Raw genomic sequence first — 23756 nt, forward strand, 5'->3', positions numbered from 1 at the left:
TTAACACTCCCATTTATCTATTACATCTTTGAGTTGGTTCTTGAGTTGATCTGCAGCCTGTTCGCCTGCTTCAATGATTTCCTGAATCTGCGTAAACGCACTAGAACTAAATGTTTCAAGCTTCGGCCGAATCATGAGATCTGCATCAATGGTTTGATGACGAACTAGTTCATTTTGAAGTATGTCCAAACTTTGCATAATCACATCCGATAATCTCGTCGCCTTTTCTGTTTTTTTCACCCTCGATACATCAGAAGCGATAATGAGGTCTGCCCCCATTTCTTTTAAAACAGAGACAGGGATTCGGTCGACAACTGCTCCATCTACCAATTGTCTGCCGCCCATTTCGTGCGGAACAAACACACCAGGAATGCTAATGCTCGCTCTGACTGCTTGTGAGACAGAGCCTTTTTTGAACACAACCTTCTCTCCCGTCTGTAAGTCACAAGCAACAATCGCAAGAGGTATTTTTAGCTCCTCGATTTTTTTCCCATATGTAAACGTGTGGATCATCTGCAAAATTCGATTTCCTTTTAAAAGACCGATTTTTGGCAGTGTATAGTCAGCATAATACTTTCTTCTGAAGACAAGTGCAAGTTTTTTCATTTTTTCTATGTCTTGTCCTGCTGCATAAAAGCTACCGACCAGTGCACCAATACTGCTTCCAGCGATCATATCAATTGGAATCCCTTGTTTCTCAAGACTAGATAGAACACCGATATGCGCTATTCCTCTTGCCCCGCCAGAGCCTAGCGCAAGTCCGATCATTGGTCGCTTCATAAACCCATCCTCCTCTTTCTATGCATATATACGAATCTATAGGTCTAAACATGCCCCTCATGCTCGTATAGTAATAGAAGACAGGCTCGGCCAGTTTCTTTCTTTTTCTTTGATCACGAGCTCGCCAATACGAATCATAACGGCAAGGGGCGAAACCTTCATGAAAAAATGGAACACTCTGTTCATCGCTGCTTTTTTTATCTTTTTAACAGCCACTGTGATTACACATCCACAAGCCTCGCTACAAGCGTCGAAAAATGGACTTGCTATGTGGTGGGAAGTTGTTTTTCCATCATTACTTCCTTTTTTTATTTTGTCCGAGCTATTAATTAGTTTCGGGATTGTCAGATTTGTCGGGGTTTTATTAGAGCCGTTTATGCGTCCAATCTTTAGAGTACCTGGTGTTGGCGGTTTTGTATTAGCAATGGGAATGGCCTCCGGCTTCCCATCTGGTGCTAAATTGACGACAAGGCTTAGACAAGAAGGGCAACTGACAAGAATCGAAGCAGAACGTCTCGTTTCTTTTACAAATTCTTCTAATCCTTTGTTTATTTTCGGAGCGGTTGCTGTTGGTTTTTTTCATTCTGCAACTTTAGGTATTGTCTTAGCCTGTGCGCATTATTTAGGTAATTTAGCTGTCGGCGTGACCATGCGCGGATACAAAGCACGACATGATGCGCATTTGAGAAGCCGGAAAGGCTTTTTAATTCCACCGTTTAAAGAAGCATTCAGCGCCCTTCATGCGGCCAGGCTGGCAGAAAAAAGACCGCTTGGGCAAATATTAAGCGATGCTGTGATGTCATCTGTTCAAACACTCTTTATGATTGGCGGCTTTATTATATTATTTTCTGTGTTTAACCGAATGCTTTCAGTCGTTCATGTGACAGATCTTCTCTCAATAGGTGTCGGGTATTTGCTACAAACACTGCATCTTCCACCAGAATTAGATTTAGCGATGATTGCCGGTTTATTTGAAATCACTTTAGGGAGCCAACTAACTGGTTCACAAGACGTCACACTTCTTGCAAAAACAATCGTCGCCAGCTTTATTTTGGGATTCAGCGGACTCTCAGTTCAAGCACAGGTAGCGGGCATTCTGGCAGCAACAGATATTCGCTTTAAACCGTTTTTTTTCGCCCGTGTTTTACACGGGATATATGCAGCACTCTTTGCCTTCGTTTTATTTAAACCTCTTTATGTAACACGATCAGACATTGCCCTCCCAGCAGGCACCTTTGAAACCAGCAATCATCTCTTGATGTTCAGTAGCGTTCTTTGGAACCAGCTTGTTGCCGCTGGTCCCCTGGTCACCTTATGCAGCTTGATCGTGTATATTGCCCTATACTATCAGAAACAAAAAAAAGGATGAGTGCCACATGCACTTATCCATTAAATTTCTCTTTCAGCGCAGCTTCTACCTCTTTTGGTACAAGCTCTTTGACAGATCCATGATACTTGGCTACTTCTTTGACAATACTTGAGCTTAAGAAGGAGTATTGGTTGTTGGTCATCATAAAGAACGTTTCAATGTTGTCATTTAACACTTTGTTCATAGATGTTCCTTGCATCTCATATTCAAAGTCAGTAACAGCTCTTAGTCCTCGTAAAATCACATTGGCATTTTTCGTTTTTGCATAATCTACAAGAAGACCATGAAAGGATTCTACTTTAATATTCGGTATATCCTCTGTGACTTGTCGAATGAGTTCACACCGCTCTTCTACTGTAAATAACGGGTTTTTTGAGGAGTTATTTAATACACACACATACACCTCATCAAAAATTTTTGCCCCTCTTTTGATAATATCCAAATGGCCAAATGTGACTGGATCGAAGCTACCCGGACAAACGGCTATGTTCCCCATGCTTTAATTTCCCCGCTTTCTATAAATCGTAATACGAGTCAATCCGTACAGTTCCTGTCTTGATATTTCCAGTCGTCCTGTTTCCTCTGGCAACGTGACTTCCTTATCATGCTCACACACTATCACACCATCATCTGTTAATAAGGAGTGCTGATCAATCCATTCTAGCAGTGCTTTCAGCTTTTGATCCTTATAAGGCGGATCAAGAAAGATCGCTTGAAAGGATTCCTCTCGTTTCGCAACTGCTGAAAGTGCACGCTGGGCATCATTTCGAAATACTTCACTTTGATCGGTCAGCATCAATTGAGCAAGATTTGCTTTAATCGTTTGAATCGCCTTGATGTCTCGATCAACGAAAATACAATGATCAAACCCTCTAGAAAGCGCTTCAATTCCTAACCCGCCGCTTCCTGCAAATAAATCAAGGACCCATCCGCCATCAAAATATGGACCAATCATATTAAAAATAGATTCTTTGACTTTATCTGTTGTCGGTCTTGTTGATTGACCTGGAACCGCTTTAAGCGTGCGGCCTTTTCTTGTTCCAGAGATCACTCTCATTTTCCCACCACTTTTTCTGTTTGCTTCTATTTACATAGATGTCATTCGACAAAAAATCAACATTATCTTACCACATCCGCTCCATATGGTAAAATGCGTGGTTTCCGTTCATTTTCTATGTATACATTTAAGGACGAGGGGTCATACTACATGTAACAGCATCTGATGTGGTGCTGTTGCCAACCGCGGAGAAGACTTACGTTTCCCCATAAGTTCTTCCTCCGGTTTCTCCTCTCCCTTTGCCTTCTCCTTAATGAATCATTAAGAATAGAAGGACCCCGCGGGTGATGCCGCGGGGGTTTTTTTGGTTTTAAAAGCCCACCTTATAATCATACTCTTTTGCTTTGTCCAATTTAGATTCATACTCTAATTTAATAAATGGCTTATAAGAAGGTTCGACACGTTTCACAAACGGCAATGAACTGAGCTTTGCCATATGACGCTCGATATCATTCATATCACAATAGATCACTGCATATTTCATTTTCCTTGAAATATAGTGAACATTTCCAAACTTTCTTAGCGCTTTTGACTGCTTTAATGAATGCAGCCAAACAACCATCCCTTGACGCTTGGTATCCATCTTTTCACCTGCCGCTTTTCAATTCTTTCCATCCAGTATGTAAAAGACGAGACGTGCAAGTCTCGTCAAGATACTTTACAGCCACAGCTACCTTTTGATCCACAGCCACCGCCGCATGATGATAAACCATCAAAATATGGGTTCCCTGTTGGAACTTTAATATATGCTGATACAGCTTGACCGATTTCTATACTAATCTCATCTAAGATGGATTGAATCGCTGTTTCTGCTTTTTTGAAATCAACCACCGTATCGTGAAGATCTAGCTTTCTTTTGATCTCACGCATCTGCTTTGAGATCGTTCTATACTCCGGATGATACTTGCCGAACCGCTGCACATCCTCATATTGCTCTTTTATCTTTGTAAAATCCGCAATAATTTGTTGAGCTTCTTCGTCTTGCTGGAGACGCTTAAAGCAGTTGCGGTAATATTCAGCCTCCTCAGACTGAAGAATCATGGCAGCCAATTGATCTGCTTCTTCTTGGAGCTCCACAGATTCATTTGTCGCATACATAAATGTTGCACCTCCAATTCATAGTTTACCACGAAACCTATGAATCAGAAAATGCTTTTAAGTGACAAATACATCCCATGTTTCTCTTTTCTGGTGATATTCAGGATGGCGCGAATTCAGCTCAACAGTCATTTGATGTTTTCCTTTCGATAGATGCTTGACCACAAACGCAGCAGTATATTCATTCCCCGCACGTTTACCATCTACATACACTGTAAAATAACCCTTCTTCTCACCGTTTTTTCCAGGAGATGTATCAAGGTGGAAATCCTGAAGCGTGCTTTCTATATACACAGCAGACCCCTGCACTTTGTATTTTAAAAAGCCTTGCTGCTTCATATCACTGGGGGCTTGCTGTATGACTGGTACATCTGGCTCTTGATTTACTTGCTCTTGCTCATGATGTCTTTGACATCCGGTCACAAGAAAAAGCAATGCGCACATTGACAGCATCTGTTTCATCTTCTGATTCTCCTTTCGTCTACATCCATAGGATGCTCATGAAGTAGACATCTTAATCAACTCAAAAAAGCCTAACCCGGCTTAATTTTGATTGCGCATTGCTTGAAACATTTGAATCATCATTTCAGCCATTTGTACACTATTGCTTAACTGCCTCACACGATGAGGAATTGTTTTTTCGTAAAAATTCATTTTATCTAACTCAAAGGAAGATAGATTGTCAGGATGTCGAGTCAGTTGTCTATACCAGAGAGGACGTTGTCTAATGAATTTGATTCGGTCTTCTTCCGCCATGACAAATTCTTGTACTTCTCTCCGCACCAAAAGCATCCCCTTTCAATTAATCTTTCCTGAAGGAGAATGGGTGCTGACTGCCTCCAGATGTACCTTTCTTTGAGCTATTTGATGAAAATTGACTAAGTAAGCTTTGTAAAGAGGAAATAGACTGGCTCATTTTGTTAATCTGTTCATTCATTTGATCAGCATCCATTTTTTTTACGGCAGAGACCATTTTAGACATAAAATCTGTTTTCCCTTGCGCGCTTTGTTTAGATGTTTTCTCTTCTTTTGTTTCTTCAGATTGTTCATTTCGGTAAGGTGACCACATCTCATCTTCCTCACCAAAGATAACCCAATTCTCATATAGACTTTGCCAACTTTTTTCTTGTGCTTGAACTTCTCGTATTAACTTCGGATGGCGTCTGACGAATTGTTTAAATTCATCAATGGATGTTTGCTTTTGTTTTTTTGTCATATCCTCACCCCCATACAAATGCCTACTATACTATATACACCAGCATACATTTTGGTGAGCCTCTTTTTTGAATGATTTTGCCGCAAAAAAAAACAGCCGCTCACTCGCGGCTGCTTTAAACTAAGAGGTTTTTTTAATGAAATTTTGCGTATAATATTTTTCTTTCACACCGACACCAATGTGCGTGTAATCTTTATTCAGCAGTGCCTTCCGGTGACCTTCGCTATTGAGCCAGCCTTCGACAGCTGCTGGTCCATCTACGTAATTATAAGCGATGTTTTCACCTGCCAGTTGGAATGTGACCTCTCCTCTTTCTAATCGATCTTTCAGCGTGCCATACTTTTTAGACTCGTGAGAAAAATAATGGTTCTCTTTCATATCTTCACTGTGCATCAATGCCACTTCAGAGGTCTCATCGTCCCACTGGAGGGGCGGCAAGTTGTATTTATGGCGGATAATATTCGTTATATCGAAAATTTGTTTTTGACTAGAAGACTCAATATCTTTCCATTTTTCACCTGATATCGTTTCTGGTTCTATCAGTTGACCTCGATAGACAACCTCATACGGCTTTTGTTTGACAAATGTATCTGCATTAAAGGCCCTAATACTCGAAAGCGTGCTTTCAAACTTATCCATGTATAGCTGGACATAGACGTCGTCTCCCACTTTAACCGTTGGTCTTGTGTTCATATCATCTTCTGAGAATTCAAAGCGATATGAATTCTGTTCATCATCTACATGAATGTAAGGTGCGATTTGGGTTTTCTTAAATACCTCACTTGTGGCCTGACCGATTTTAAATGGTTCAACATTCAATCCATCTCCTGTTGCAAACAAGGTCACAACTTTACTATCTTTTACTCCTATTTGAATGTAGTGTTTTTTCGATTGATTGTATATCCACCAGTCATAATCATATGCGGAAGGATCAATGCGATCTGGTTCTCCCATCTGTTTGAGCACTTCATTTGACGATTTCCCCATAAAGGACATGAGCCCTTTTTTCGGAATGTGAATGGGCTTATCGCTAGAAGTTTCTTCATTAGATACCTTTGGTTCATTGCTGCTATCTTTTTCTGGTGAAGATCCATATTGAATAAACAGAACATACGTTCCAGATATAATCAGGAGGATGCAGAGTGTTTTGAGCACAGTTTTCAAGTAAACACCTCCGTTAAATTGGCAAGGCATAAAAGCCTTCTACAGTCATTTAAACAAAACTTGCTTTATTTATCAACGACAATACAGCCTATTTAACATGAATTTAAAATATGCCCGTCTTAATGAAGAAATCCTTGTCCATGATCTTGTTGAGAGATTTCCGTGAGTGCATCACCTGCTCGTTCATTTGATAAATCTTCGACCGATAAATCACCAAGGGCTACGATACCAGTTAACTTCCCGCTTTTTACTACTGGAATACGGCGGAGCTGATGCTCTGACATTAAGCGGGCAATCTCTTCAAGAGTTGCATCTTCTTCAGCTGTCAATACATCCTTCGTCATGACCGCGCTAATCTCCTGTGAATTCGGGTTTTTTTCAGCAATGCCTCTAATCACTAAATCCCGATCTGTCACAATACCAACAAGCTGATCTCCCTCAACAATCGGAATAGCACCTATGTCAGCGTCTTTCATTTTAACAGCAGCTTCATAGAGATTGTCATCCTTTTGGCAAGTAATCACTTTTTTCGTCATGATATCTTTGATTTTTTTTGTTTCCATGTTTATTCCTCCATCCTTTATTTTCTTTATTACTGTAACCAGCTTCTAAAAGAACATACCTTTCACTGTTGAAAGTTTAACGCTTTCATACTATGATTGTCAGTAAAGGGAATTTTTATAAGGAGGGGTTTTGATGAAATTTGAAGGTACGGGGATTGAAAAAGTATCAGTTGACTTAAATAAATTAGATTTCATCATGGAAAGTGAAGGATTTGTGAGAGCCGATCAATGGGATTATGAGCGAGTGACATATGACCGCAAATTTAGCATGGTGGAAGGTACATTCTATTTAAGAATATCTGGCTATGCCACTGAAGGAGATGTCGGTTCCAAAAAAGCTCATATTCAGCTACTGACACCTTTACTTGGAAAACACTATTATCCGCATGGTGTTGAATACGGCGAGGGTGAAGATTTCCCTACATCTCTAATCCAATCGAGCAAAAGAACGCTTGCTCGACTCAAAGAAAAACTAGAATCAATGACTGCTGAAGCATAAAGAAAGCACAACCGTGAATGGGTTGTGCTTTCTTTATTCATATTTCGGGATAAGCGCATCTGGTACGGCATCTTTCGCTCTTTCTTTTCTGGCCCAATCAAAAAAGACAACAGCAAGGATAGAGCCATAGACGATCTCTTGAATAATTTTCATTAAAATGGCACCGAGCTGCTGATCTTCTAATAAAGGCAGTGTGTGGAACATGTCAGGTCCAGTCAGCGCAAGGCCAGAGAGCATATCACTAGGTACGCATAGATGCAACGCTTGAATCCATGCCCCTGCATCTGAATAGGTTGCATAGATAGGTGTATCACTAAACATGATCAGTGCACAGGCAGGTGTCATTAATATGCCATCTGCCATAATATAGCCAAGCTTTAAAATACCTGTGATCTGCGGCTGACTTTGTACTTTATGAACAAGCGGCCACCACATGAAAAAGGCAGAGATGAAAATAACTACAGTCATCAATGCATGATAAAACGGATCGGTTTTCACAAAGTCAAACACAAGTGGTATATGGTAAAGCGAAAATAATCCGTTAAATCCAAGCAGGGCAATTAAAGGCTTGGAAAACAAACGGAATACCGCTTGAATACCAGATGTTTGAATGATCCGCTCCCACAGTCCAGCAGGTAAACCTGTGATCAGTAAAGGAGGAATGACTAAGTACAATACCGCCATTTGTGCCATATGCGCACTGAACATTATATGCCCCATTAAATCAATCGGACTTCCTTTCACAGCATATAAAAGAACAAGTCCAGTGAGAAATAGGGTTTTCTCTTTCACCGTAGCACGGTGCTTCCCCTTTGTGACGAGAAGTAGATAAAAAGTAGCTGCTAACACAACACATGTCAAATAATAGGGACTCCATAACGCCCGAAATCCGAATATTTCTAAGTTCTCCATTGCTGAGCCTCCTTCAAGGGCAAAGCGAGCTTACCACCAAATAATCGTCAAAAAGGCTAAAACGGTAATAAACGCAACAAACACACCTGAGTAAAGAAACAATGCGGGGGTTTCATGCCCTTTTTGGTTCATGTGCATAAAATAGTAAAGCTGAAAGGCCACTTGGATTACTGCAAGCAGTAAAATAAACGGAACCGCAAACCAATTTCCAATGTCTTCAGATGCAATCGTTAAAAATGCAACAAATGTTAAACCAATCATCAAGCCGAAAGAAATGAGCTGATACTTCATTTCTTCGGCATTTTTCTTTTTACGGTAAGCAAGATCTACTTTGGACTGATTTGTGTTTTTATTTCCCATTCTTATCCCACCATTCCCATTAAATATACAACGGTAAAGATGAAGACCCACACAACATCAATGAAGTGCCAGTAAAGACTCGCAACATAATATTTAGGTGCATTGTATAAATCCAGTCCGCGTCTCATATTTCGAATGATAAGAGCGGTAATCCAGCAAAGCCCAAAAGCAACGTGAGCACCGTGTGTTCCTACTAGTGTATAAAATGCAGAACCAAGAGCAGAGCTGTTAATCGTAAATTTATACTCATGCACATAGTGATAAAACTCATACATTTCAAGTCCTAAAAATCCGGCACCTAACAGAACCGTAATGACGAGCCAAAGCTGCATTTTTTTAAAGGAAAAGTTTTTCATATGATACATCGCATAAACACTCGTTAAACTGCTCGTTAAAAGGAGCATTGTGGCAATAAAGACAAGCGTGAGGTCAAACATATCTGTTGTTTTTGCTCCACCTGCATTTGAGTTTTTCAGAGCCAAATAAGTGGCAAACAAAGATGCAAATAGAACGGTTTCTCCCCCAAGAAACAGCCAAAACCCGATGAACTTATTCTTTCCTTCTAATGTCGCTTTCTCCGGTGAAGCTGGAAAGGTTTCCGCTGTCATTTTTTGTGGTTCCATTATGCTTTCACCCCTTTATCATCGTCATCAATCAAGTCTTCTTTGTGTATATGGTATCCATGATCATCTACAAGAGACCGAACCAGCATGGTCGCAAACGTAATGCCAAGTCCAATCAATATAACTGGAAGACCCCAGCTATGTTCTTGACGATACATGAAGCCAAATGCTGACACAAATAGACCGAATGAGATAATGACAGGCAAAATGGAATTGTTTGGCATGTGAATATCATCAAGAGGTTCAGAAGCTGTCATGCCTTTTTTACCATCCATTTTCTCAATCCATAACGGGTCTAGTCCTCTTACAAGCGGGAGCTGTTTAAAGTTATATTCTGGCGGAGGTGAAGACACAGCCCATTCAAGCGTTCTTCCATCTTTCCAAGGATCACTCGTCACACGCTCTCCTTTCGCTGTTGTCCAAATGATGTTAATGAGCATAATGACAACCGCTACAAACATAAACAGTGCACCAATCGTACTTACTAGGTTCCCAAGTTCCAGTCCTTGGCCAGGCAGAAAGGTAAATACGCGGCGAGGCATTCCCCAAAGACCTAAGAAATGCTGGATAAAGAAAGTTAAGTGGAAACCGATGAAAAAAAGCACAAAGCCAATTTTCCCGAGCTTCTCATTGAGTATTTTCCCAAACATTTTTGGCCACCAGTAATGTACACCTGCTAAAATTCCGAATACAACTCCACCGATAATGACATAGTGGAAATGCGCCACAACAAAGTACGTATCATGGAACTGATAATCGGCGGCGGCTGCTGCGAGCATCACTCCTGTTACCCCGCCTAGTAAAAATGACGGAATAAAAGCAACGGAATAAAGCATTGGCGTTGCAAATTTGACATTACCGCCCCATATGGTAAGCAGCCAGTTGAATACTTTAATCCCTGTTGGAACCGCAATGGCCATTGTTGCTACAGCAAAGATCGCATTCGCAATTGGTCCAAGTCCAGTGGTAAACATATGATGTGCCCATACCATGAAGCCAAGGAAACCAATCAATACAGTGGCGAAAACCATGGACGAATAACCAAACAGTCTTTTTCTTGCAAACACTGGAATGATCTCTGAGAAAATGCCGAATGCCGGAAGAATCAAAATATACACTTCAGGGTGTCCGAAAATCCAGAACAAATGCTCCCAGATGATCGTATTCCCTCCAAGCTCCGGATTGAAAAAGCTCGTATTAAACATCCTATCAAACATTAACATTGCAAGCCCTGCTGTCAATGGAGGGAAGGCAAATAAGATGAGCGCAGATGCGACGAATGTCGTCCAAGTAAACAGCGGCATTCTCATATAAGTCATACCAGGCGCTCTCATATTGATGATCGTTACAAGAAAGTTGATTCCGGCAATCAAAGTACCAATACCGGCTATCTGTAAACCTAAAATATAGAAATCCATGCCATGCCCTTCAGAGTTAAGCGTCAGCGATGCATATGCTGTCCAGCCTGCATCAGGTGACCCGCCTAAAAACCAGCCAAGGTTTAAGAATATTCCACCGAAAAAGAACAACCAGAAACCAAGTGAATTAATAAACGGAAACGCTACGTCACGCGCACCTATTTGAATTGGTACAACCGCATTCATTAATGCAAACAAAAGCGGCATTGCTGCAAGGAAAATCATTGTCGTTCCATGCATCGTCATGATTTCATTGTAAACTCCTGCACTGACAAAATCATTTTCAGGGATGGCTAGCTGAATACGGATAAACATCGCTTCCAGGCCGCCAACCAAAAAGAAAAATCCCCCTGCCACTAAATATAAAATGGCAATTTTTTTGTGGTCAACCGTTGTCAAGTAATCCCATAAGACAGCGCCAAATCCCCGCTTTTTAGCTATTGTACTCACCATGAAATCCCCCTCTTATCTCCCATTTGCCCCTTTTGATTTTTGTGCTCTTCATCCAACAATGCACGACCTTTGAAACAGACTGATGATCGCTTCTAGGCCTCGAGACTTTTTCGGGAGCTCTTAACCAAAACTTCACATATCACATCATCATTTGGATATTGATTGAGCTGCTCTCTATGCTCATTGATTACTCTATCTTAAGATTCTTTAAATACTCGTAGAGTGCATCTGCTTCTGAATCATTTAATTTAGGGTACGTCCCTGTCATCTTATTTCCTGGTTTAAAACTTTCTGGATTTTTTATCCATGCTTTCACATTTTCCTTATTCATGTCTTTGATTCCAGCTACTTTTGTTCGCTCACCGAAGGTCGCAAGGTTTGGAGCAGTCCTTGCCGCTTCCGGTCTTTCATCCCCAGGCTCTACAGCATGACAGCTTAAACAGTTTTTCTCTTTAAACAGTTTTTCACCCTCTAGGGCTAAGTCTGATGTTGATTTAGGCTTTTGATAGTCTGTCATTTTTTTTGTCCAGCCTAAAAATTCATCTTGAGAAAGCGTTTTAACTTTAAAGTCCATTAAAGCATGTGATGGACCACAAAGCTCCGCACATTTTCCATAAAAGTATTCTCCTGCATCTTTTGTTCGTTTAGAGTCAAATTGCAGATAGAACCTATTTTCATTTTCTGTATTTGTATCCATTTTCCCGCCAGCAGATGGAATCCAAAAAGAGTGTTTGACATCTGATGCTTTCAGCTTAAAGTACACCTTTTGATCTGTCGGCACAATCAATTCCTGACTTGTGACAATCCCATAATCAGGGTATTCAAATTCCCACCAATACAAGTTCGCTCTTACATTTACGACAAGTGTCTTTTCAGGGTCTCGTTTTTTCTTGTCCATAGCACTTGAATCCCCAAGTTCAAGCGTATATGCTACTACAGGTACAACCAGAATGATGAGTAGAAGAATTGGAATGGCCGTCCATGTCATTTCTAGATTACGGCTTCCTTCCACTTGTTTTGGAATCGTATCTTCTCCCACTTTAGAACGTTTAAATTTAATAATGACGTAAAAGAAAATGATTGATACAACAACGACCACAAAAACCATAATAAGTGTACTCAGTACAGTAAGGAAATATTGTTTATCTGCTACTTCCCCAACTGGCTTGAGTGTTGATAAGTATGGTTCACCACAGCCTGCCAAAGCAAGTGTCATCAAGAGAAACAATGAGTAAACACGCCATTTTCTTATCATAATTTGTCCCAACCCCTTTTGCTTGATCTCCTTTGCCTTTCGCTTTTTAACTCATATTTATAAAATCACTTTTTCCCATCAATAACCCCCGCCCATATAAAAGCACTTACATTTCCTCTTTTCGTAAAAAAATGATGTTTTTACTCAAAATACCATCTATGTATAAACAGAAAGCCGCCTAAATAGAACTCGATATCAGGCAGCTTTCATAGTTGTTAGACAAGTTGTGTTATAGATATAGCCTTTGTTTTGATGTGAAAAAAGTGTATCTCACTCTAAAATAACGTCATAATAATCATCGCAACGAAAAAGATGGTTAAGTAGTTCAATGAATAAACGAACATAAGTGTCGACCACTTCATGATGTCTTTCATTTTGAAACCCAAAAGGCCAATGACAAGCCATCCAATGTTTAATAATGTGCCAAGAGCAACAATCGGCCACCCTAATCCACCTAAGAAAAATGGAAGTGGAAGGAGACATGCTGTCCAAATGATAATTTGGCGCTTTGTGACTTCAAAGCCATAGACAACAGGAAGCATTGGAATGCCTGCTTTTCGGTAATCTTCTGTTTTCTTAATCGCAAGTGACAAGAAATGCGGGATTTGCCAAATGAACATAATCATAAACAAAACCCAAGCCGTTGTATCCATTGTGCCTTGAACAGCAGTCCAGCCAATCAGCGGTGGAACTGCACCAGATACACTGCCAATCACCGTATTGATTGTGTAACGGCGTTTAGACCACATGGTATAGAGAACGGCATAAGTGAATACACCAATAAAACCAATGACTGCTGCTGTAACAGTTGTCATAAGAAGCATAATGAGTCCAAGTACAACGAGCAGAATACCAAATGCATACGCTTGCCCCGGCTGAATTTTACCAGTGACAGTCGGTCTTGTCTTTGTTCTTTCCATTAGCATATCAATATCACGGTCAAACGCATTATTAATTGCGCAAGAACCGGCAATAATAAGAGAAGATCCAATCATTGTGAATAGTACAATATCAAGATTCCCAAGGAAACTCATATCTGAAAAATAGAAAGCTAGCCACATTCCTGTAAACGTTGTAATGAAGTTGGAATTGACTATGCCCATTTTAATAAGAGCAAGAAAATCTTTCAATGTTGTTGTTTCTTCTATTTGTCCATGAATAGCTACTTCCGCAGCTGTTTTGGAATTTGCCATAGTGTATAACCTCCCTTGCCCAAACCTTCAAACTTACATATGAAACCGTAAAATCGTTACAACTCTATCATACAAGATAACAAGCTGTAAAAAAACATCCTATTAAATAATAAACGACAAACTTGAATGTATTTGTGAACTTTTCGTGAATTAATTAGGTTATATATATGTTTCAGAAGGCAGTGCAAAATGAAATATTCCCTCCTCTATTTCTATCAGACTGCCAAAGAAAGATCAAGCACTCTAAATCTGTAAAATCTGTGAACGAACATGTCATTTTTTTGTGAACTTTGATCATTAGGAATTGCAACAGAACACGCATTTGGCTTAAACTTGAGAGCATGTGAGGTTTTTTATTTATTGTGTTGAGAAGTTTTTTAGAGAAGGTGAAATAATTTGATGAAATTTGGTTTAAGACTATTGAGCGTTGTCACCACGTTTGTGATGCTGATCGTTCTGATTGGCGGTGCGCTTGTTACGAAAACTGGTTCGGGTCTTGGCTGTGGTAGACAATGGCCCCTTTGCCACGGTCGCTTCTTTCCTGAAATGAACCCTGCTTCCATCATCGAATGGAGTCACCGCATGTCAACAGGGGTATCGACGATTCTTGTACTGGCACTTGCCATCTTATGCTGGAAGAAAATCAGTCCTGTTTTCCGGGAAACAAAATGTTTGGTCATCATGTCGATTATTTTCTTACTGCTTCAGGCGTTATTAGGTGCATTAGCCGTTGTGTTCGGCTCTAACGCACTTGTGATGGCACTGCATTTTGGCATTTCACTTATTTCTTTTGCTTCAGTCTTATTGCTTGCTCTCCTTGTTTTTGAGGCAACCAGATCTGAAACAAAACTGGTGAAGCCACTTCATATCGGCAAAACGATGCAGTTTCATATTTTTGGATTGATTACGTATACGTATATCGTGGTGTATACAGGTGCGTATGTTAGACATACAAAATCAAGTCTCGCTTGTTCTGTATTCCCGCTTTGTTCAAATGATGGCGGCGGACTTCCTACTTATTTTAATCAATGGGTTCAAATGTCCCATAGAGCGGCAGCCCTCCTTTTATTCGTATGGATATTCATCGCAATGTTCCATGCCATTAAACATTACAAAGAACAGAAACAACTGTATTATGGATGGATGATTTCAGCCATTCTTATTACGCTTCAAGCCATCTCGGGTGTGATGTCTGTTTATTCTCACTTAGCACTTGGTTATGCGCTTGCTCATTCATTCTTTATCTCTTGTTTATTTGGTGTACTGTGCTACTTTTGTTTACTTATTGCACGGTATAAATATGAAAGATGAGTACCATTGAGATCAACATACTGCATCCCCCCTTTTCTTATGAAAGGGGGATTTTTTATTGTTGTTTTGCTTTTTCAAACAACAAAATGGCTTCCTTGCGCCTCACTTGATGATCTACTGTTGGATGCGGGTAAGTGTCTCCTATTATACAGCCTGACTTCTTTTGTTCATCGATCGACATTTTACTCGGTTCATGAATCCACTGATCATCTACACGTTTCAGCTCAGGCACGTACCTTCGAATAAATTCACCACTAGGGTCAAACCGTTTCGATTGGGTTATTGGATTAAAAATGCGAAAGTAAGGAACGGCATCTGTTCCGACAGAAGCTGCCCACTGAAAACCTCCAATATTCGAAGCCTCATCATAATCCACAAGTTTTTTTGCGAAATAAGCTTCTCCCTTTCTCCAATCAATCAAATAATCCTTTGTTAAAAATGAAGCCGTTACCATCCGTAAGCGATTATGCATCCATCCTTCTTCATTTAACTGTCTCATCCCAGCATCAACGAGCGGGAAGCCTGTCTCACCTTTACACCACGCTTCAAATAGAGCCTCATTTTCACTCCATTTCATCCCTTGAAATGTAGAATTGACTTCCTTTTCTTTCATGTCTGGGTAATGCGCATACATCATATGGTAAAAATCACGCCACGCCAGTTCTTTTATAAATGTTTCCCGTCCTTCATCTTCAAAAAGATCTTCCTGATGCACAGCATGATATACCGTCCTTACAGAGATTGTCCCTGTTTTTAGGAAACGTGACAGTTTACTTGTTCCAAAAACAGACGGAATATCTCGGTTCTCATGATAACGGGTTAGCCTTTTTTGTATAAAAGATTGAAGCGTCTTCTTTGCCTTTTCTGATCCGATTTGATCGAATTTTCTAGAGCACCTCTTGATGATGTTTCTTAGTTGATCATCTCCTTTTTGCGAAAGAGTTTCATGACGAACGATGTGTTCATCTGCAAAAAATGATTTGTCAACTTTCATGACAGGATGCTTCTCATGTTTCTGCCATGATTGATAATATGGAGTAAATACTTGATAATGCGAGCCATCCGCTTTCAAAATATCGTTTGCCCCATGCAAGTGCGTATCTTGCCATTTAGAAACATGGATGCCCTTTTCCTCTAAATAATTGGTCACTTGATCATCACGTTTTTTACCGATACCTACTTGGTCTTCATTAAAAAACACAGCTTTGATGTCGTAGACGTCCAGCACTTGCTGAAAGGCAGATATGACATCATCATGAAAAAGGTGGACATATAAGTGTGCCTCCCTTGCTTCCTTCACGAAATGAGCCAAGTTTTGAAAGAAATGTTCATGGTTTAAATCAAGCGCCATTTTTGTAAAAAAAGGATCTACATGATAAAAAGCAAATAACTGATAATGATGTTTTTTTGCATATGCGATTGCTTTTGAGAGTGCGATATGATCATCCATGCGCATATCTCGGCGAAACCAAATCACGACAATTTTCAACTTTCTTCACCTCATTTTATAGTGTAATCACTCTCGCTTTTCGTTGCACATTTTAATGCGCTCATCAAAAAAGACACATCTCAAAGGATGTGTCTAACTAATTATTCAGGCTTTAAAACGATAAGCAAATCACCAGTTTGAATCGGCTCTCCATTTTTCACATGAATTTCATCTACAACAGCAGAGAATGGCGCCTGAACCGTTGTTTCCATTTTCATGGCCTCATTGATCATCAGATGCTCACCTTGTGAGATTTTCTGACCTTTTTCTACAAGTAATTTGATGACGGTTCCTGGCATCGAAGCCGCAATATGGTTTGGATTAGAGCGATCTGCTTTCATTTTTTCTTGTACGGAAGATTTGATGCTTTCATCCTTAATGACCACTTCACGCGGCTGTCCATTTAACTCAAAGTAAATGACTCTTGTCGCATCTGGATTTGGTTCCCCAATTGACACAAGTTTAACAATGAGTGTTTTTCCTTTCTCAATCTCCACCTCAATTTCTTCACCAAGTCTCATTCCATAGAAGAATGTGGGTGTGTCGAGAACGGAGATGTCACCATAACTTTCCGCCGTTTGCACAAATTCAGTAAAGACTTTCGGATATAGTGCATACGCAATGGCATCTTTTTCTGTCAATGTCAGGTCATGTGATTCTTTGAATTGCTGCTTAATTTCTTCAAAGTTCACAGGCTCAAGCTTTTCACCTGGTCTCACAGTAATTGGCTCTTCTCCTTTTAAAATGAGCTTTTGCAGCTTTTCTGGGAATCCGCCATGCGGCTGTCCTAAATAGCCTTTAAACAGTTCCACAACAGAATCAGGGAAGTCAAGGGTTGCACCTTTTTCATAAACATCCTCTTCTGTCAGATCATTCTGCACCATATAAAGCGCCATATCTCCAACCACTTTAGAGGATGGTGTAACTTTTACAATGTCTCCAAACATGTCATTCACACGTCTGTACATTTCTTTCACTTCGTTCCAACGTTCTCCAAGACCTACACCTTTCGCCTGCTGCTGCAAGTTACTATACTGACCACCAGGCATTTCATGCTCATAAATTTCTGTATGCGGTGAGATCATACCGCTTTCAAATTCATGATAATATTTTCTGACTGAATCCCAGTATTGAGACAGGCTTTCCACCTGTTTCACGTTCATTTCTGGCTTTCTTTCATGACCATCTAATGCGTAATATAATGAGCTTGCACTCGGTTGAGACGTCATCCCTGCCATTGAGCTAACAGCTACATCAACAATATCAACGCCCGCATCGACCGCTCTTGCATATGTGAAAATTCCATTTCCACTTGTGTCATGTGTATGAAGATGGATTGGGATGTTGATTTGATCTTTTAAAGCAGAGATGAGCACGTAAGCTGCTTGCGGCTTTAATAGTCCCGCCATATCCTTAATTCCTAAAATATGTGCCCCTGCTCCTTCAAGCTCCTTTGCAAGAGAAACATAGTAATCGAGACTATATTTCCGGCGAGATGGATCAAGAATATCTCCTGTATAACAGATCGCCGCTTCAGCGACTTTCCCTGATTCACGAACTGAATCAATGGCAAGTGTCATCCCTTTCACCCAATTCAAGCTATCAAAAATACGGAACACATCAATGCCCGCATCTGCTGATTCCTTCACAAACGCTTTGATCACATTATCTGCATAGTTTGTATATCCTACGGCATTTGATGATCTAAGAAGCATTTGGAACAGTGTGTTTGGCACTTCTTTACGAAGCTCTTTCAGTCTTTCCCAAGGGTCTTCTTTTAAGAAACGATAAGCAACATCAAATGTAGCGCCGCCCCACATTTCAAGACTGAATAGCTCTGGCCATAATCCAGCAGTTGGTTGCGCAATTTTCTTTAAGTCATGTGTTCTAAAACGAGTGGCAAGAAGAGACTGATGCGCATCTCTAAACGTTGTATCTGTCAAAAGAACATTGTTTTGTTCTTTCACCCAATTTGCCAGCCCCTCGGGTCCATGCGTGTCCAATATTTGTTTTGTACCAGACGGAATACGCTGATGAACGGGAAGTTTTGGCACAATTGGTTTATCAAAATGAGGCTTCTCTTTGCCTGCTATACCAGGGAACCCATTAATGGTAACGTTACCAATATAAGTCAGCATTTTCGTTCCGCGATCTTTTTGCTTAGGGAAATGAAATAGTTCTGGTGTTGAATCAATAAATGAGGTATCATATTCACCTTTGAGAAATTTCTCATGCCTCGCTACGTTCTCAAGGAATGGGATATTCGTTTTAATGCCACGAATCCTAAATTCCCGTAAGTTACGAACCATTTTAGCTGCTGCTTGATTAAATGTAAGTGCCCACGTTGACAGCTTGACCAATAAAGAATCGTAATACGGTGTAATGACGGCTCCTTGGAAACTATTCCCTGCATCAAGACGAACACCAAATCCTCCGCCTGAGCGATACGCCATAATTTTTCCTGTGTCCGGCATAAAGTCGTTTAATGGATCTTCTGTTGTCACCCTTGATTGAATCGCATAACCATGTGTAAAGATATCCTCTTGCTTCGGTATACCGACTTCCTTGCTGTGAAGTTCGTGCCCTTTTGCGACAAGAATTTGCGTCTGTACGATATCTACACCCGTAATCATTTCTGTGATCGTATGTTCAACCTGAATCCTTGGATTTACTTCGATAAAATAAAACTCACCATTTGCGACTAAGAACTCCACAGTCCCAGCATTGATATAAGACACATTTTGAGCAAGCTGAACAGCTGCTTCACAAATTGCCTCACGTAATTGATCAGGCAGAGACACACTTGGTGCTACTTCGATCACCTTTTGGTGACGTCTTTGTACAGAACAGTCACGTTCATATAAATGAATGATGTTCCCATAATTATCGCCAATCACCTGCACTTCAATATGCTTCGGCTTCTCAATCAGCTTTTCGACGTATACTTCGTCATTTCCAAAAGCAGCTTTCGCCTCTGACTTTGCACGGTCATACGCTTCATTTAGCTCCTCTTTCGTTCTGACAATACGCATACCTCTTCCGCCGCCGCCAAGTGAAGCTTTGATAATAAACGGGTAACCGTATTCTTCACCAAATTTTTCGACTTCTTTGACTGAACCAACTGGTCCATCACTACCAGGAATGACTGGAATACCAGCTTTCTTCGCCTCTTCTCTCGCCTTTACTTTATCTCCAAACATGTCTAAGTGGTGAGAAGTTGGACCGATAAAATGAATCCCTTCCTCTTCGCACCGTCTTGCAAAATGAATGTTTTCAGATAAGAATCCATATCCTGGATGAATGGCATCCACATCATTTCGTTTTGCAATCTCGATGATCCCCTCGATATCGAGGTAGGCATCTATCGGTTTTTTTCCCTCTCCAACTAGATATGCTTCATCCGCTTTATAGCGATGATAAGAGCCTGAGTCTTCTTTGGAATAGATAGCAACTGTACGTAAATTTAACTCTGTACAAGCTCTGAAGACTCTGATAGCTATTTCCCCTCTGTTTGCAACTAGAACCTTTCGAATTGTTCTATGTGACATTCTCACTCCTCCATATCCCTTAAAATTTTATATGTACTCTATAATAAAGGAAGAATGGAAAACTGTACACTTTTGTTTTCTAAAGATTCAAAGTTTTCTGCAACCCATTTTTTTGAATTGTTTTTTTGCTGATTGATTTTTTCTTTTTATAGCGCTCTTTATATTCAGTAAACATGCTGATATTCAGCAATATCCCCATACATCCACTAAGCAAAATGATTGATGATCCTCCATAGCTGATAAAAGGAAGTGTGACCCCTGTGATTGGGATGAGACCACAAACACCTCCTAAATTGATACATGTTTGAATCGCAATCATTGAAGAAATTCCTATTGCAAGCAAACTTCCAAAAGGGTCTTCACATTTTCTTGCAATATAAAAGCCTTTTACAACGATAAAGCCGAGTATGGCAAGAACAAAAAACACACCGAAAAAGCCTAGCTCTTCTGATATAATCGCCATAATAAAATCTGTATGCGGCTCTGGAAGGTAGCCATACTTTTGTACGCTCTCCCCAAGACCGAGACCAAAAAACCCACCTGATCCGATGGCATAATATGAATTAATCAATTGATGTCCTGTATCACCAGCATCTCTAAATGGATTTTGGAAACTCTCAAAACGTCCAAGTCGATTTTTGGTGAAAATCTTATCCCAAAAAAGAAAAATAAATGGTGTCACGATAACCATGACCGCACTAAATAGTGCCAATAACTTTGCAAGTGTTTTACCGCTAAAACCTGAACATAAAATCATCACAAATGCAATCATTCCAATAATAAAAGCTGTTCCATAGTCTGGCTGGAGAATGATAAATCCACATAAAATGGACACAATGACAATCGGAGGAGTTACTCCTCTAAGAATATGGTCAATGTAATGCTGCTTTTTTGCATAGACAGCAGCAAGATAGATGATCACGACGAGTTTTACAAATTCTGCAGGCTGTAGACTAAAAGGTCCTATTTTAATCCAGCTTTTTGCATTCCCTGCAATGTGCCCGCCAAAATAAACATAAATGAGCGATAAAATAGAAACGATCAGCATCACAATTTGCAATTTTTTATTAGAAAATACATGATACGGAACGAGGGCTGTAAAAACCAATATGGCTGCCCCGACGATCATAAATAAAAGCTGTTTCTTAAAAAAAGCGTCTGGTGCAGCATCATATCTGATGACAGCGGTAATCATACTTGAGCTATATACCATCACCAAACCGAACGCGCTAATTAATATAATGGCGAACAATAATGAGTAGTCATACGATCTTAGCATTCTCTTTAACATATAATCCTCTTCCTAACGTCTGTTTCTACTGTTGTGTATTCCTCTTAGCTGTTTTTATTCTACTACATTTTCTCCGTTCGATCTCGTTTTACCTCTTTTATATTGTTCGTCTGTGATGGAATGATCAAGTCCGTTTGTTATCAATTGATGAAAAAAACGATGACAAAAAAACCCAAACTTTTTGCGGAAGTTTGAGTTCTCAACCATTATTTTTTTGTAAACGCATCATGAAGTGCGGAAAGCTCTCTCTCAAGTTTATCGAGTAGTTTCTTGCCTTCATGGTGATCAACTAATCCAAGACGGACAGCAAAGTCAATTTCTCTTGATAATCCGAACATTTGAGTATCTAAAACCTCTTCATAAAGAGGACATTGCGGCATCGTTAAGTTGTCCATTTGCACTTGGATCAATTTTAAAATTTTATCTGCATCCAGTTTTAACAAAGACAGTGCTTTTTGCCGATGATCGACTAAAATTTCTGACGCCAAAAGTATCCCTCCGTTCCCCAGGCGAGTACCTAATTCTTCTATTTATCATAAAGCGAAACGCCCAAAATTGCAAGCAGATTTGTACAGTTCCCTCTGTAAAAATAAAAAGAAGCAATCATTGGTTAAAAGATACTCATCTCATATTTTTCACTCATAAGTTCAAGCAATTTAATACCGGCTATACTATTCCCTTTTTCATCCAAGGCAGGTCCGAAGATTCCAATGCCAAAATCATATGGTGCAGCTCCCATGATTCCGCCTGACACTCCACTTTTGGCCGGAATTCCTATCTTGATTGCAAATTCCCCGCTCGCATTATACATTCCGCATGTTACCATAAATGTTTTACAAATTCTAGCAACATCTTTTGAAAGAATTTGTTTTCCAGTTTCAGGGTGCCGGCCATCTAATGAAAAAACACAGGCAATTTTCGCCAAGTCAAGACTGTTCATCATCACAGCACATTGCTTCGTATATAAATCCATCACCTTTTCAACATTTCCTTCAATGATATGATATTGTTTCATATAATAGCACATAGCTCGGTTAATCATGGACGTTTCAAATTCTGATGCAGCAGTCTCTTTGCAGTATGTAATGGATGCATCATTCGCTAGCTCTCTAATGAAAGACAACAGGCGCTGCAACTGATATTGAGGAGTAGCTCCTCTTATTAAACTTGTTACCGCCAGCGCTCCTGCATTAATCATTGGATTAAGAGGTTTATTCGGGCTTGCGGTTTCAAGTTTAATCATAGAATTAAACGGGTCTCCTGTCGGTTCTTGTCCAACATATTGGAATACTTTTTTCGGTCCTTCCTCAGTTAAGACGAGCGCAAGAGCCAATACTTTAGAAATACTTTGCAGTGTAAAACGTTTATCAACATTCCCAGCCGAATGACAAATATTGCTCACATGATAAACAGCAACAGATAAATCGGTTGGATCTGCTTTACCGAGAGCGGGAATGTAAGATGCCACTTCTCCATCTTTGGCCACTTTCTTTGCCTCTTCTACGAATTGCTGAAGCTCTTCATTGTCTCGACATGCCATGTCCAATATCCTCCCTATTTTTCATACAAGGATAGTGTGCACAAGAAGAAGCATGTTTATGAAAGTGACAAAGTGCGTGAAAACTTCTATAATTTAGGGTGGAAAGGGGTTGTCTTTGACATGAGCATTATTCAAATTAAGGGGAACGTACGCTACAATATCACCATTGACCCAAGTGTATGGATTTTTGATGACCGCAAGTTTTTAATGGATTCATTTTTTGAGAAAAAGGCAGCGATTGAAACGGATCAAGTAGAAAGTGAACTTGATCAAGAGCGGGTCATAAGAGAAGGACAAACACTTCCACCCACTTTAAAAACAGAGAAAAAGTTTGAAAAAGAACGGCTGATAACAGGCAGCTTTGGGATGAAACTTGGCGAAATGCTGAAAAATGCAGAACCGCTTGAACAGGCAGAAACGTGTGAATTTGTCACAGAAACTGAGACGGTTGTTGTTCCACTCTCTTCGGCCATGGACAGCATTGCCCACTTTAGCCAGCATGGTAAGCCTATTACAGAAGAAGGACCAATCCACGTCTATTTCGCGGATCAGCCCACATTGCCTCAGCCTATTAAAGGTGTAAAAGAATTAATTATTACATAAGATAAGGGGTCTGG

At 40.1% G+C, this 23756-nt stretch carries 25 protein-coding genes; 4 read left to right on the forward strand and 21 right to left on the reverse strand.

Annotation, left to right across the window (positions count from 1 at the left end):
• Positions 1 to 780 (reverse strand): patatin-like phospholipase family protein, encoded by a 780-nt coding sequence (locus tag ABVJ71_RS04870; RefSeq protein WP_353855868.1) that lies wholly within the window; start codon positions 778 to 780, stop codon positions 1 to 3.
• Positions 781 to 940: 160 nt separating this feature from the next.
• Here ABVJ71_RS04870 and ylbJ point away from each other — a divergent pair, with 160 nt between their 5' ends.
• Entirely contained in the window at positions 941 to 2149 is a 1209-nt protein-coding gene (ylbJ, locus tag ABVJ71_RS04875) for a sporulation integral membrane protein YlbJ (RefSeq protein ID WP_353855869.1), read from the forward strand.
• 13 nt (positions 2150 to 2162) lie between these two features.
• Here ylbJ and coaD read toward each other — a convergent pair whose 3' ends face one another.
• The 9 genes from coaD to ABVJ71_RS04920 all read right to left on the reverse strand — a co-directional run bounded on the left by coaD (position 2163) and on the right by ABVJ71_RS04920 (position 7247).
• Positions 2163 to 2645 (reverse strand): pantetheine-phosphate adenylyltransferase, encoded by a 483-nt coding sequence (gene coaD, locus ABVJ71_RS04880; RefSeq protein WP_353855870.1) that lies wholly within the window; start codon positions 2643 to 2645, stop codon positions 2163 to 2165.
• 3 nt (positions 2646 to 2648) lie between these two features.
• Entirely contained in the window at positions 2649 to 3206 is a 558-nt protein-coding gene (gene rsmD, locus ABVJ71_RS04885) for a 16S rRNA (guanine(966)-N(2))-methyltransferase RsmD (RefSeq protein ID WP_353855871.1), read from the reverse strand.
• A gap of 310 nt (positions 3207 to 3516) precedes the next feature.
• Positions 3517 to 3789, reverse strand: a complete 273-nt coding sequence (locus ABVJ71_RS04890; protein WP_353855872.1) for a YlbG family protein — start codon at positions 3787 to 3789, stop codon at positions 3517 to 3519.
• A 65-nt stretch (positions 3790 to 3854) separates the two neighbouring features.
• Complete coding sequence (locus tag ABVJ71_RS04895) at positions 3855 to 4304, reverse strand: YlbF family regulator (RefSeq protein ID WP_353855873.1); 450 nt, start codon at positions 4302 to 4304, stop codon at positions 3855 to 3857.
• A gap of 57 nt (positions 4305 to 4361) precedes the next feature.
• Entirely contained in the window at positions 4362 to 4766 is a 405-nt protein-coding gene (locus tag ABVJ71_RS04900; RefSeq protein WP_353855874.1) for a hypothetical protein, read from the reverse strand.
• Between the two features lie 81 nt (positions 4767 to 4847).
• On the reverse strand, positions 4848 to 5087 hold the full coding sequence (locus ABVJ71_RS04905; RefSeq protein WP_353855875.1) for a YlbE-like family protein: 240 nt from the start codon (positions 5085 to 5087) through the stop codon (positions 4848 to 4850).
• A 19-nt stretch (positions 5088 to 5106) separates the two neighbouring features.
• Positions 5107 to 5520, reverse strand: coding sequence for a YlbD family protein (locus ABVJ71_RS04910; RefSeq protein ID WP_353855876.1), 414 nt, complete (start codon positions 5518 to 5520; stop codon positions 5107 to 5109).
• A gap of 120 nt (positions 5521 to 5640) precedes the next feature.
• Positions 5641 to 6684, reverse strand: a complete 1044-nt coding sequence (locus tag ABVJ71_RS04915; protein ID WP_353855877.1) for a CAP-associated domain-containing protein — start codon at positions 6682 to 6684, stop codon at positions 5641 to 5643.
• 119 nt (positions 6685 to 6803) lie between these two features.
• Complete coding sequence (locus ABVJ71_RS04920; protein ID WP_353855878.1) at positions 6804 to 7247, reverse strand: CBS domain-containing protein; 444 nt, start codon at positions 7245 to 7247, stop codon at positions 6804 to 6806.
• Positions 7248 to 7380: 133 nt separating this feature from the next.
• Between ABVJ71_RS04920 and ABVJ71_RS04925 the strand changes: the two genes are divergently transcribed.
• On the forward strand, positions 7381 to 7746 hold the full coding sequence (locus ABVJ71_RS04925) for a YugN family protein (RefSeq protein ID WP_353855879.1): 366 nt from the start codon (positions 7381 to 7383) through the stop codon (positions 7744 to 7746).
• 33 nt (positions 7747 to 7779) lie between these two features.
• Here the strand turns inward: ABVJ71_RS04925 and ctaG are convergent, their stop codons facing one another.
• The 6 genes from ctaG to cyoE all read right to left on the reverse strand — a co-directional run bounded on the left by ctaG (position 7780) and on the right by cyoE (position 13960).
• On the reverse strand, positions 7780 to 8658 hold the full coding sequence (gene ctaG, locus ABVJ71_RS04930; RefSeq protein WP_353855880.1) for a cytochrome c oxidase assembly factor CtaG: 879 nt from the start codon (positions 8656 to 8658) through the stop codon (positions 7780 to 7782).
• 30 nt (positions 8659 to 8688) lie between these two features.
• Positions 8689 to 9018, reverse strand: coding sequence for a cytochrome c oxidase subunit IVB (gene ctaF / locus ABVJ71_RS04935; protein WP_353855881.1), 330 nt, complete (start codon positions 9016 to 9018; stop codon positions 8689 to 8691).
• Positions 9019 to 9020: 2 nt separating this feature from the next.
• Entirely contained in the window at positions 9021 to 9644 is a 624-nt protein-coding gene (gene ctaE, locus ABVJ71_RS04940; RefSeq protein ID WP_353856562.1) for a cytochrome c oxidase subunit III, read from the reverse strand.
• The gene (ctaD, locus tag ABVJ71_RS04945; RefSeq protein ID WP_353855882.1) at positions 9641 to 11512 is read right to left on the reverse strand and encodes a cytochrome c oxidase subunit I; all 1872 of its coding nucleotides are present in this window, start codon (positions 11510 to 11512) and stop codon (positions 9641 to 9643) included. Before ctaD ends, ctaE begins: the two co-directional genes overlap by 4 nt.
• A 187-nt stretch (positions 11513 to 11699) precedes the next feature.
• Positions 11700 to 12767: a cytochrome c oxidase subunit II gene (gene coxB, locus ABVJ71_RS04950; protein ID WP_353855883.1), complete on the reverse strand. Its 1068-nt coding sequence runs from the start codon at positions 12765 to 12767 to the stop codon at positions 11700 to 11702.
• A gap of 275 nt (positions 12768 to 13042) precedes the next feature.
• Positions 13043 to 13960 carry a heme o synthase gene (gene cyoE, locus ABVJ71_RS04955; RefSeq protein WP_353855884.1) on the reverse strand — a complete coding sequence of 306 codons (918 nt, stop codon included), beginning with the start codon at positions 13958 to 13960 and terminating at the stop codon, positions 13043 to 13045.
• A gap of 399 nt (positions 13961 to 14359) precedes the next feature.
• Between cyoE and ABVJ71_RS04960 the strand changes: the two genes are divergently transcribed.
• Complete coding sequence (locus tag ABVJ71_RS04960; protein WP_353855885.1) at positions 14360 to 15271, forward strand: heme A synthase; 912 nt, start codon at positions 14360 to 14362, stop codon at positions 15269 to 15271.
• A gap of 55 nt (positions 15272 to 15326) precedes the next feature.
• Here the strand turns inward: ABVJ71_RS04960 and ABVJ71_RS04965 are convergent, their stop codons facing one another.
• From ABVJ71_RS04965 to glsA, 5 genes are all read right to left on the reverse strand, one after another.
• Positions 15327 to 16760, reverse strand: a complete 1434-nt coding sequence (locus ABVJ71_RS04965) for a deoxyribodipyrimidine photo-lyase (protein ID WP_353855886.1) — start codon at positions 16758 to 16760, stop codon at positions 15327 to 15329.
• A gap of 101 nt (positions 16761 to 16861) precedes the next feature.
• Positions 16862 to 20308 (reverse strand): pyruvate carboxylase, encoded by a 3447-nt coding sequence (gene pyc, locus ABVJ71_RS04970; RefSeq protein ID WP_353855887.1) that lies wholly within the window; start codon positions 20306 to 20308, stop codon positions 16862 to 16864.
• A 79-nt stretch (positions 20309 to 20387) separates the two neighbouring features.
• Positions 20388 to 21599 (reverse strand): putative lipid II flippase FtsW, encoded by a 1212-nt coding sequence (gene ftsW, locus ABVJ71_RS04975; RefSeq protein WP_353855888.1) that lies wholly within the window; start codon positions 21597 to 21599, stop codon positions 20388 to 20390.
• A 206-nt stretch (positions 21600 to 21805) separates the two neighbouring features.
• A complete protein-coding gene (locus tag ABVJ71_RS04980; RefSeq protein WP_353855889.1) occupies positions 21806 to 22087 on the reverse strand; it encodes a YlaN family protein in 282 nt (93 codons plus the stop codon).
• Between the two features lie 122 nt (positions 22088 to 22209).
• Positions 22210 to 23139 (reverse strand): glutaminase A, encoded by a 930-nt coding sequence (glsA, locus tag ABVJ71_RS04985; RefSeq protein WP_353855890.1) that lies wholly within the window; start codon positions 23137 to 23139, stop codon positions 22210 to 22212.
• Between the two features lie 120 nt (positions 23140 to 23259).
• Here glsA and ABVJ71_RS04990 point away from each other — a divergent pair, with 120 nt between their 5' ends.
• Positions 23260 to 23742 (forward strand): peptidyl-prolyl cis-trans isomerase, encoded by a 483-nt coding sequence (locus ABVJ71_RS04990; RefSeq protein ID WP_353855891.1) that lies wholly within the window; start codon positions 23260 to 23262, stop codon positions 23740 to 23742.
• Positions 23743 to 23756: the final 14 nt, after the last annotated feature.

Source organism: Bacillus sp. Bos-x628, from assembly GCF_040500475.1.
Classification (GTDB): domain Bacteria; phylum Bacillota; class Bacilli; order Bacillales; family Bacillaceae; genus Bacillus; species Bacillus maqinnsis.

What these genes read in the sequence shown, in the direction of transcription:
- ctaG (WP_353855880.1), bottom strand. Translation starts at nt 8,658, where the DNA reads ATGGAGAACTTAGAAATATTCGGATTTCGGGCGTTATGGAGTCCCTAT.
- ABVJ71_RS04900 (WP_353855874.1), bottom strand. Translation starts at nt 4,766, where the DNA reads ATGAAACAGATGCTGTCAATGTGCGCATTGCTTTTTCTTGTGACCGGA.
- glsA (WP_353855890.1), bottom strand. Translation starts at nt 23,139, where the DNA reads ATGGCATGTCGAGACAATGAAGAGCTTCAGCAATTCGTAGAAGAGGCA.
- ctaF (WP_353855881.1), bottom strand. Translation starts at nt 9,018, where the DNA reads ATGGGAAATAAAAACACAAATCAGTCCAAAGTAGATCTTGCTTACCGT.
- ABVJ71_RS04925 (WP_353855879.1), top strand. Translation starts at nt 7,381, where the DNA reads ATGAAATTTGAAGGTACGGGGATTGAAAAAGTATCAGTTGACTTAAAT.
- ABVJ71_RS04890 (WP_353855872.1), bottom strand. Translation starts at nt 3,789, where the DNA reads ATGGATACCAAGCGTCAAGGGATGGTTGTTTGGCTGCATTCATTAAAG.
- cyoE (WP_353855884.1), bottom strand. Translation starts at nt 13,960, where the DNA reads ATGGCAAATTCCAAAACAGCTGCGGAAGTAGCTATTCATGGACAAATA.
- pyc (WP_353855887.1), bottom strand. Translation starts at nt 20,308, where the DNA reads ATGTCACATAGAACAATTCGAAAGGTTCTAGTTGCAAACAGAGGGGAA.
- ABVJ71_RS04870 (WP_353855868.1), bottom strand. Translation starts at nt 780, where the DNA reads ATGAAGCGACCAATGATCGGACTTGCGCTAGGCTCTGGCGGGGCAAGA.
- rsmD (WP_353855871.1), bottom strand. Translation starts at nt 3,206, where the DNA reads ATGAGAGTGATCTCTGGAACAAGAAAAGGCCGCACGCTTAAAGCGGTT.
- coxB (WP_353855883.1), bottom strand. Translation starts at nt 12,767, where the DNA reads ATGATAAGAAAATGGCGTGTTTACTCATTGTTTCTCTTGATGACACTT.
- ABVJ71_RS04920 (WP_353855878.1), bottom strand. Translation starts at nt 7,247, where the DNA reads ATGGAAACAAAAAAAATCAAAGATATCATGACGAAAAAAGTGATTACT.
- ABVJ71_RS04910 (WP_353855876.1), bottom strand. Translation starts at nt 5,520, where the DNA reads ATGACAAAAAAACAAAAGCAAACATCCATTGATGAATTTAAACAATTC.
- ABVJ71_RS04990 (WP_353855891.1), top strand. Translation starts at nt 23,260, where the DNA reads ATGAGCATTATTCAAATTAAGGGGAACGTACGCTACAATATCACCATT.
- ABVJ71_RS04960 (WP_353855885.1), top strand. Translation starts at nt 14,360, where the DNA reads ATGAAATTTGGTTTAAGACTATTGAGCGTTGTCACCACGTTTGTGATG.
- ylbJ (WP_353855869.1), top strand. Translation starts at nt 941, where the DNA reads ATGAAAAAATGGAACACTCTGTTCATCGCTGCTTTTTTTATCTTTTTA.
- ABVJ71_RS04895 (WP_353855873.1), bottom strand. Translation starts at nt 4,304, where the DNA reads ATGTATGCGACAAATGAATCTGTGGAGCTCCAAGAAGAAGCAGATCAA.
- ftsW (WP_353855888.1), bottom strand. Translation starts at nt 21,599, where the DNA reads ATGTTAAAGAGAATGCTAAGATCGTATGACTACTCATTATTGTTCGCC.
- coaD (WP_353855870.1), bottom strand. Translation starts at nt 2,645, where the DNA reads ATGGGGAACATAGCCGTTTGTCCGGGTAGCTTCGATCCAGTCACATTT.
- ctaD (WP_353855882.1), bottom strand. Translation starts at nt 11,512, where the DNA reads ATGGTGAGTACAATAGCTAAAAAGCGGGGATTTGGCGCTGTCTTATGG.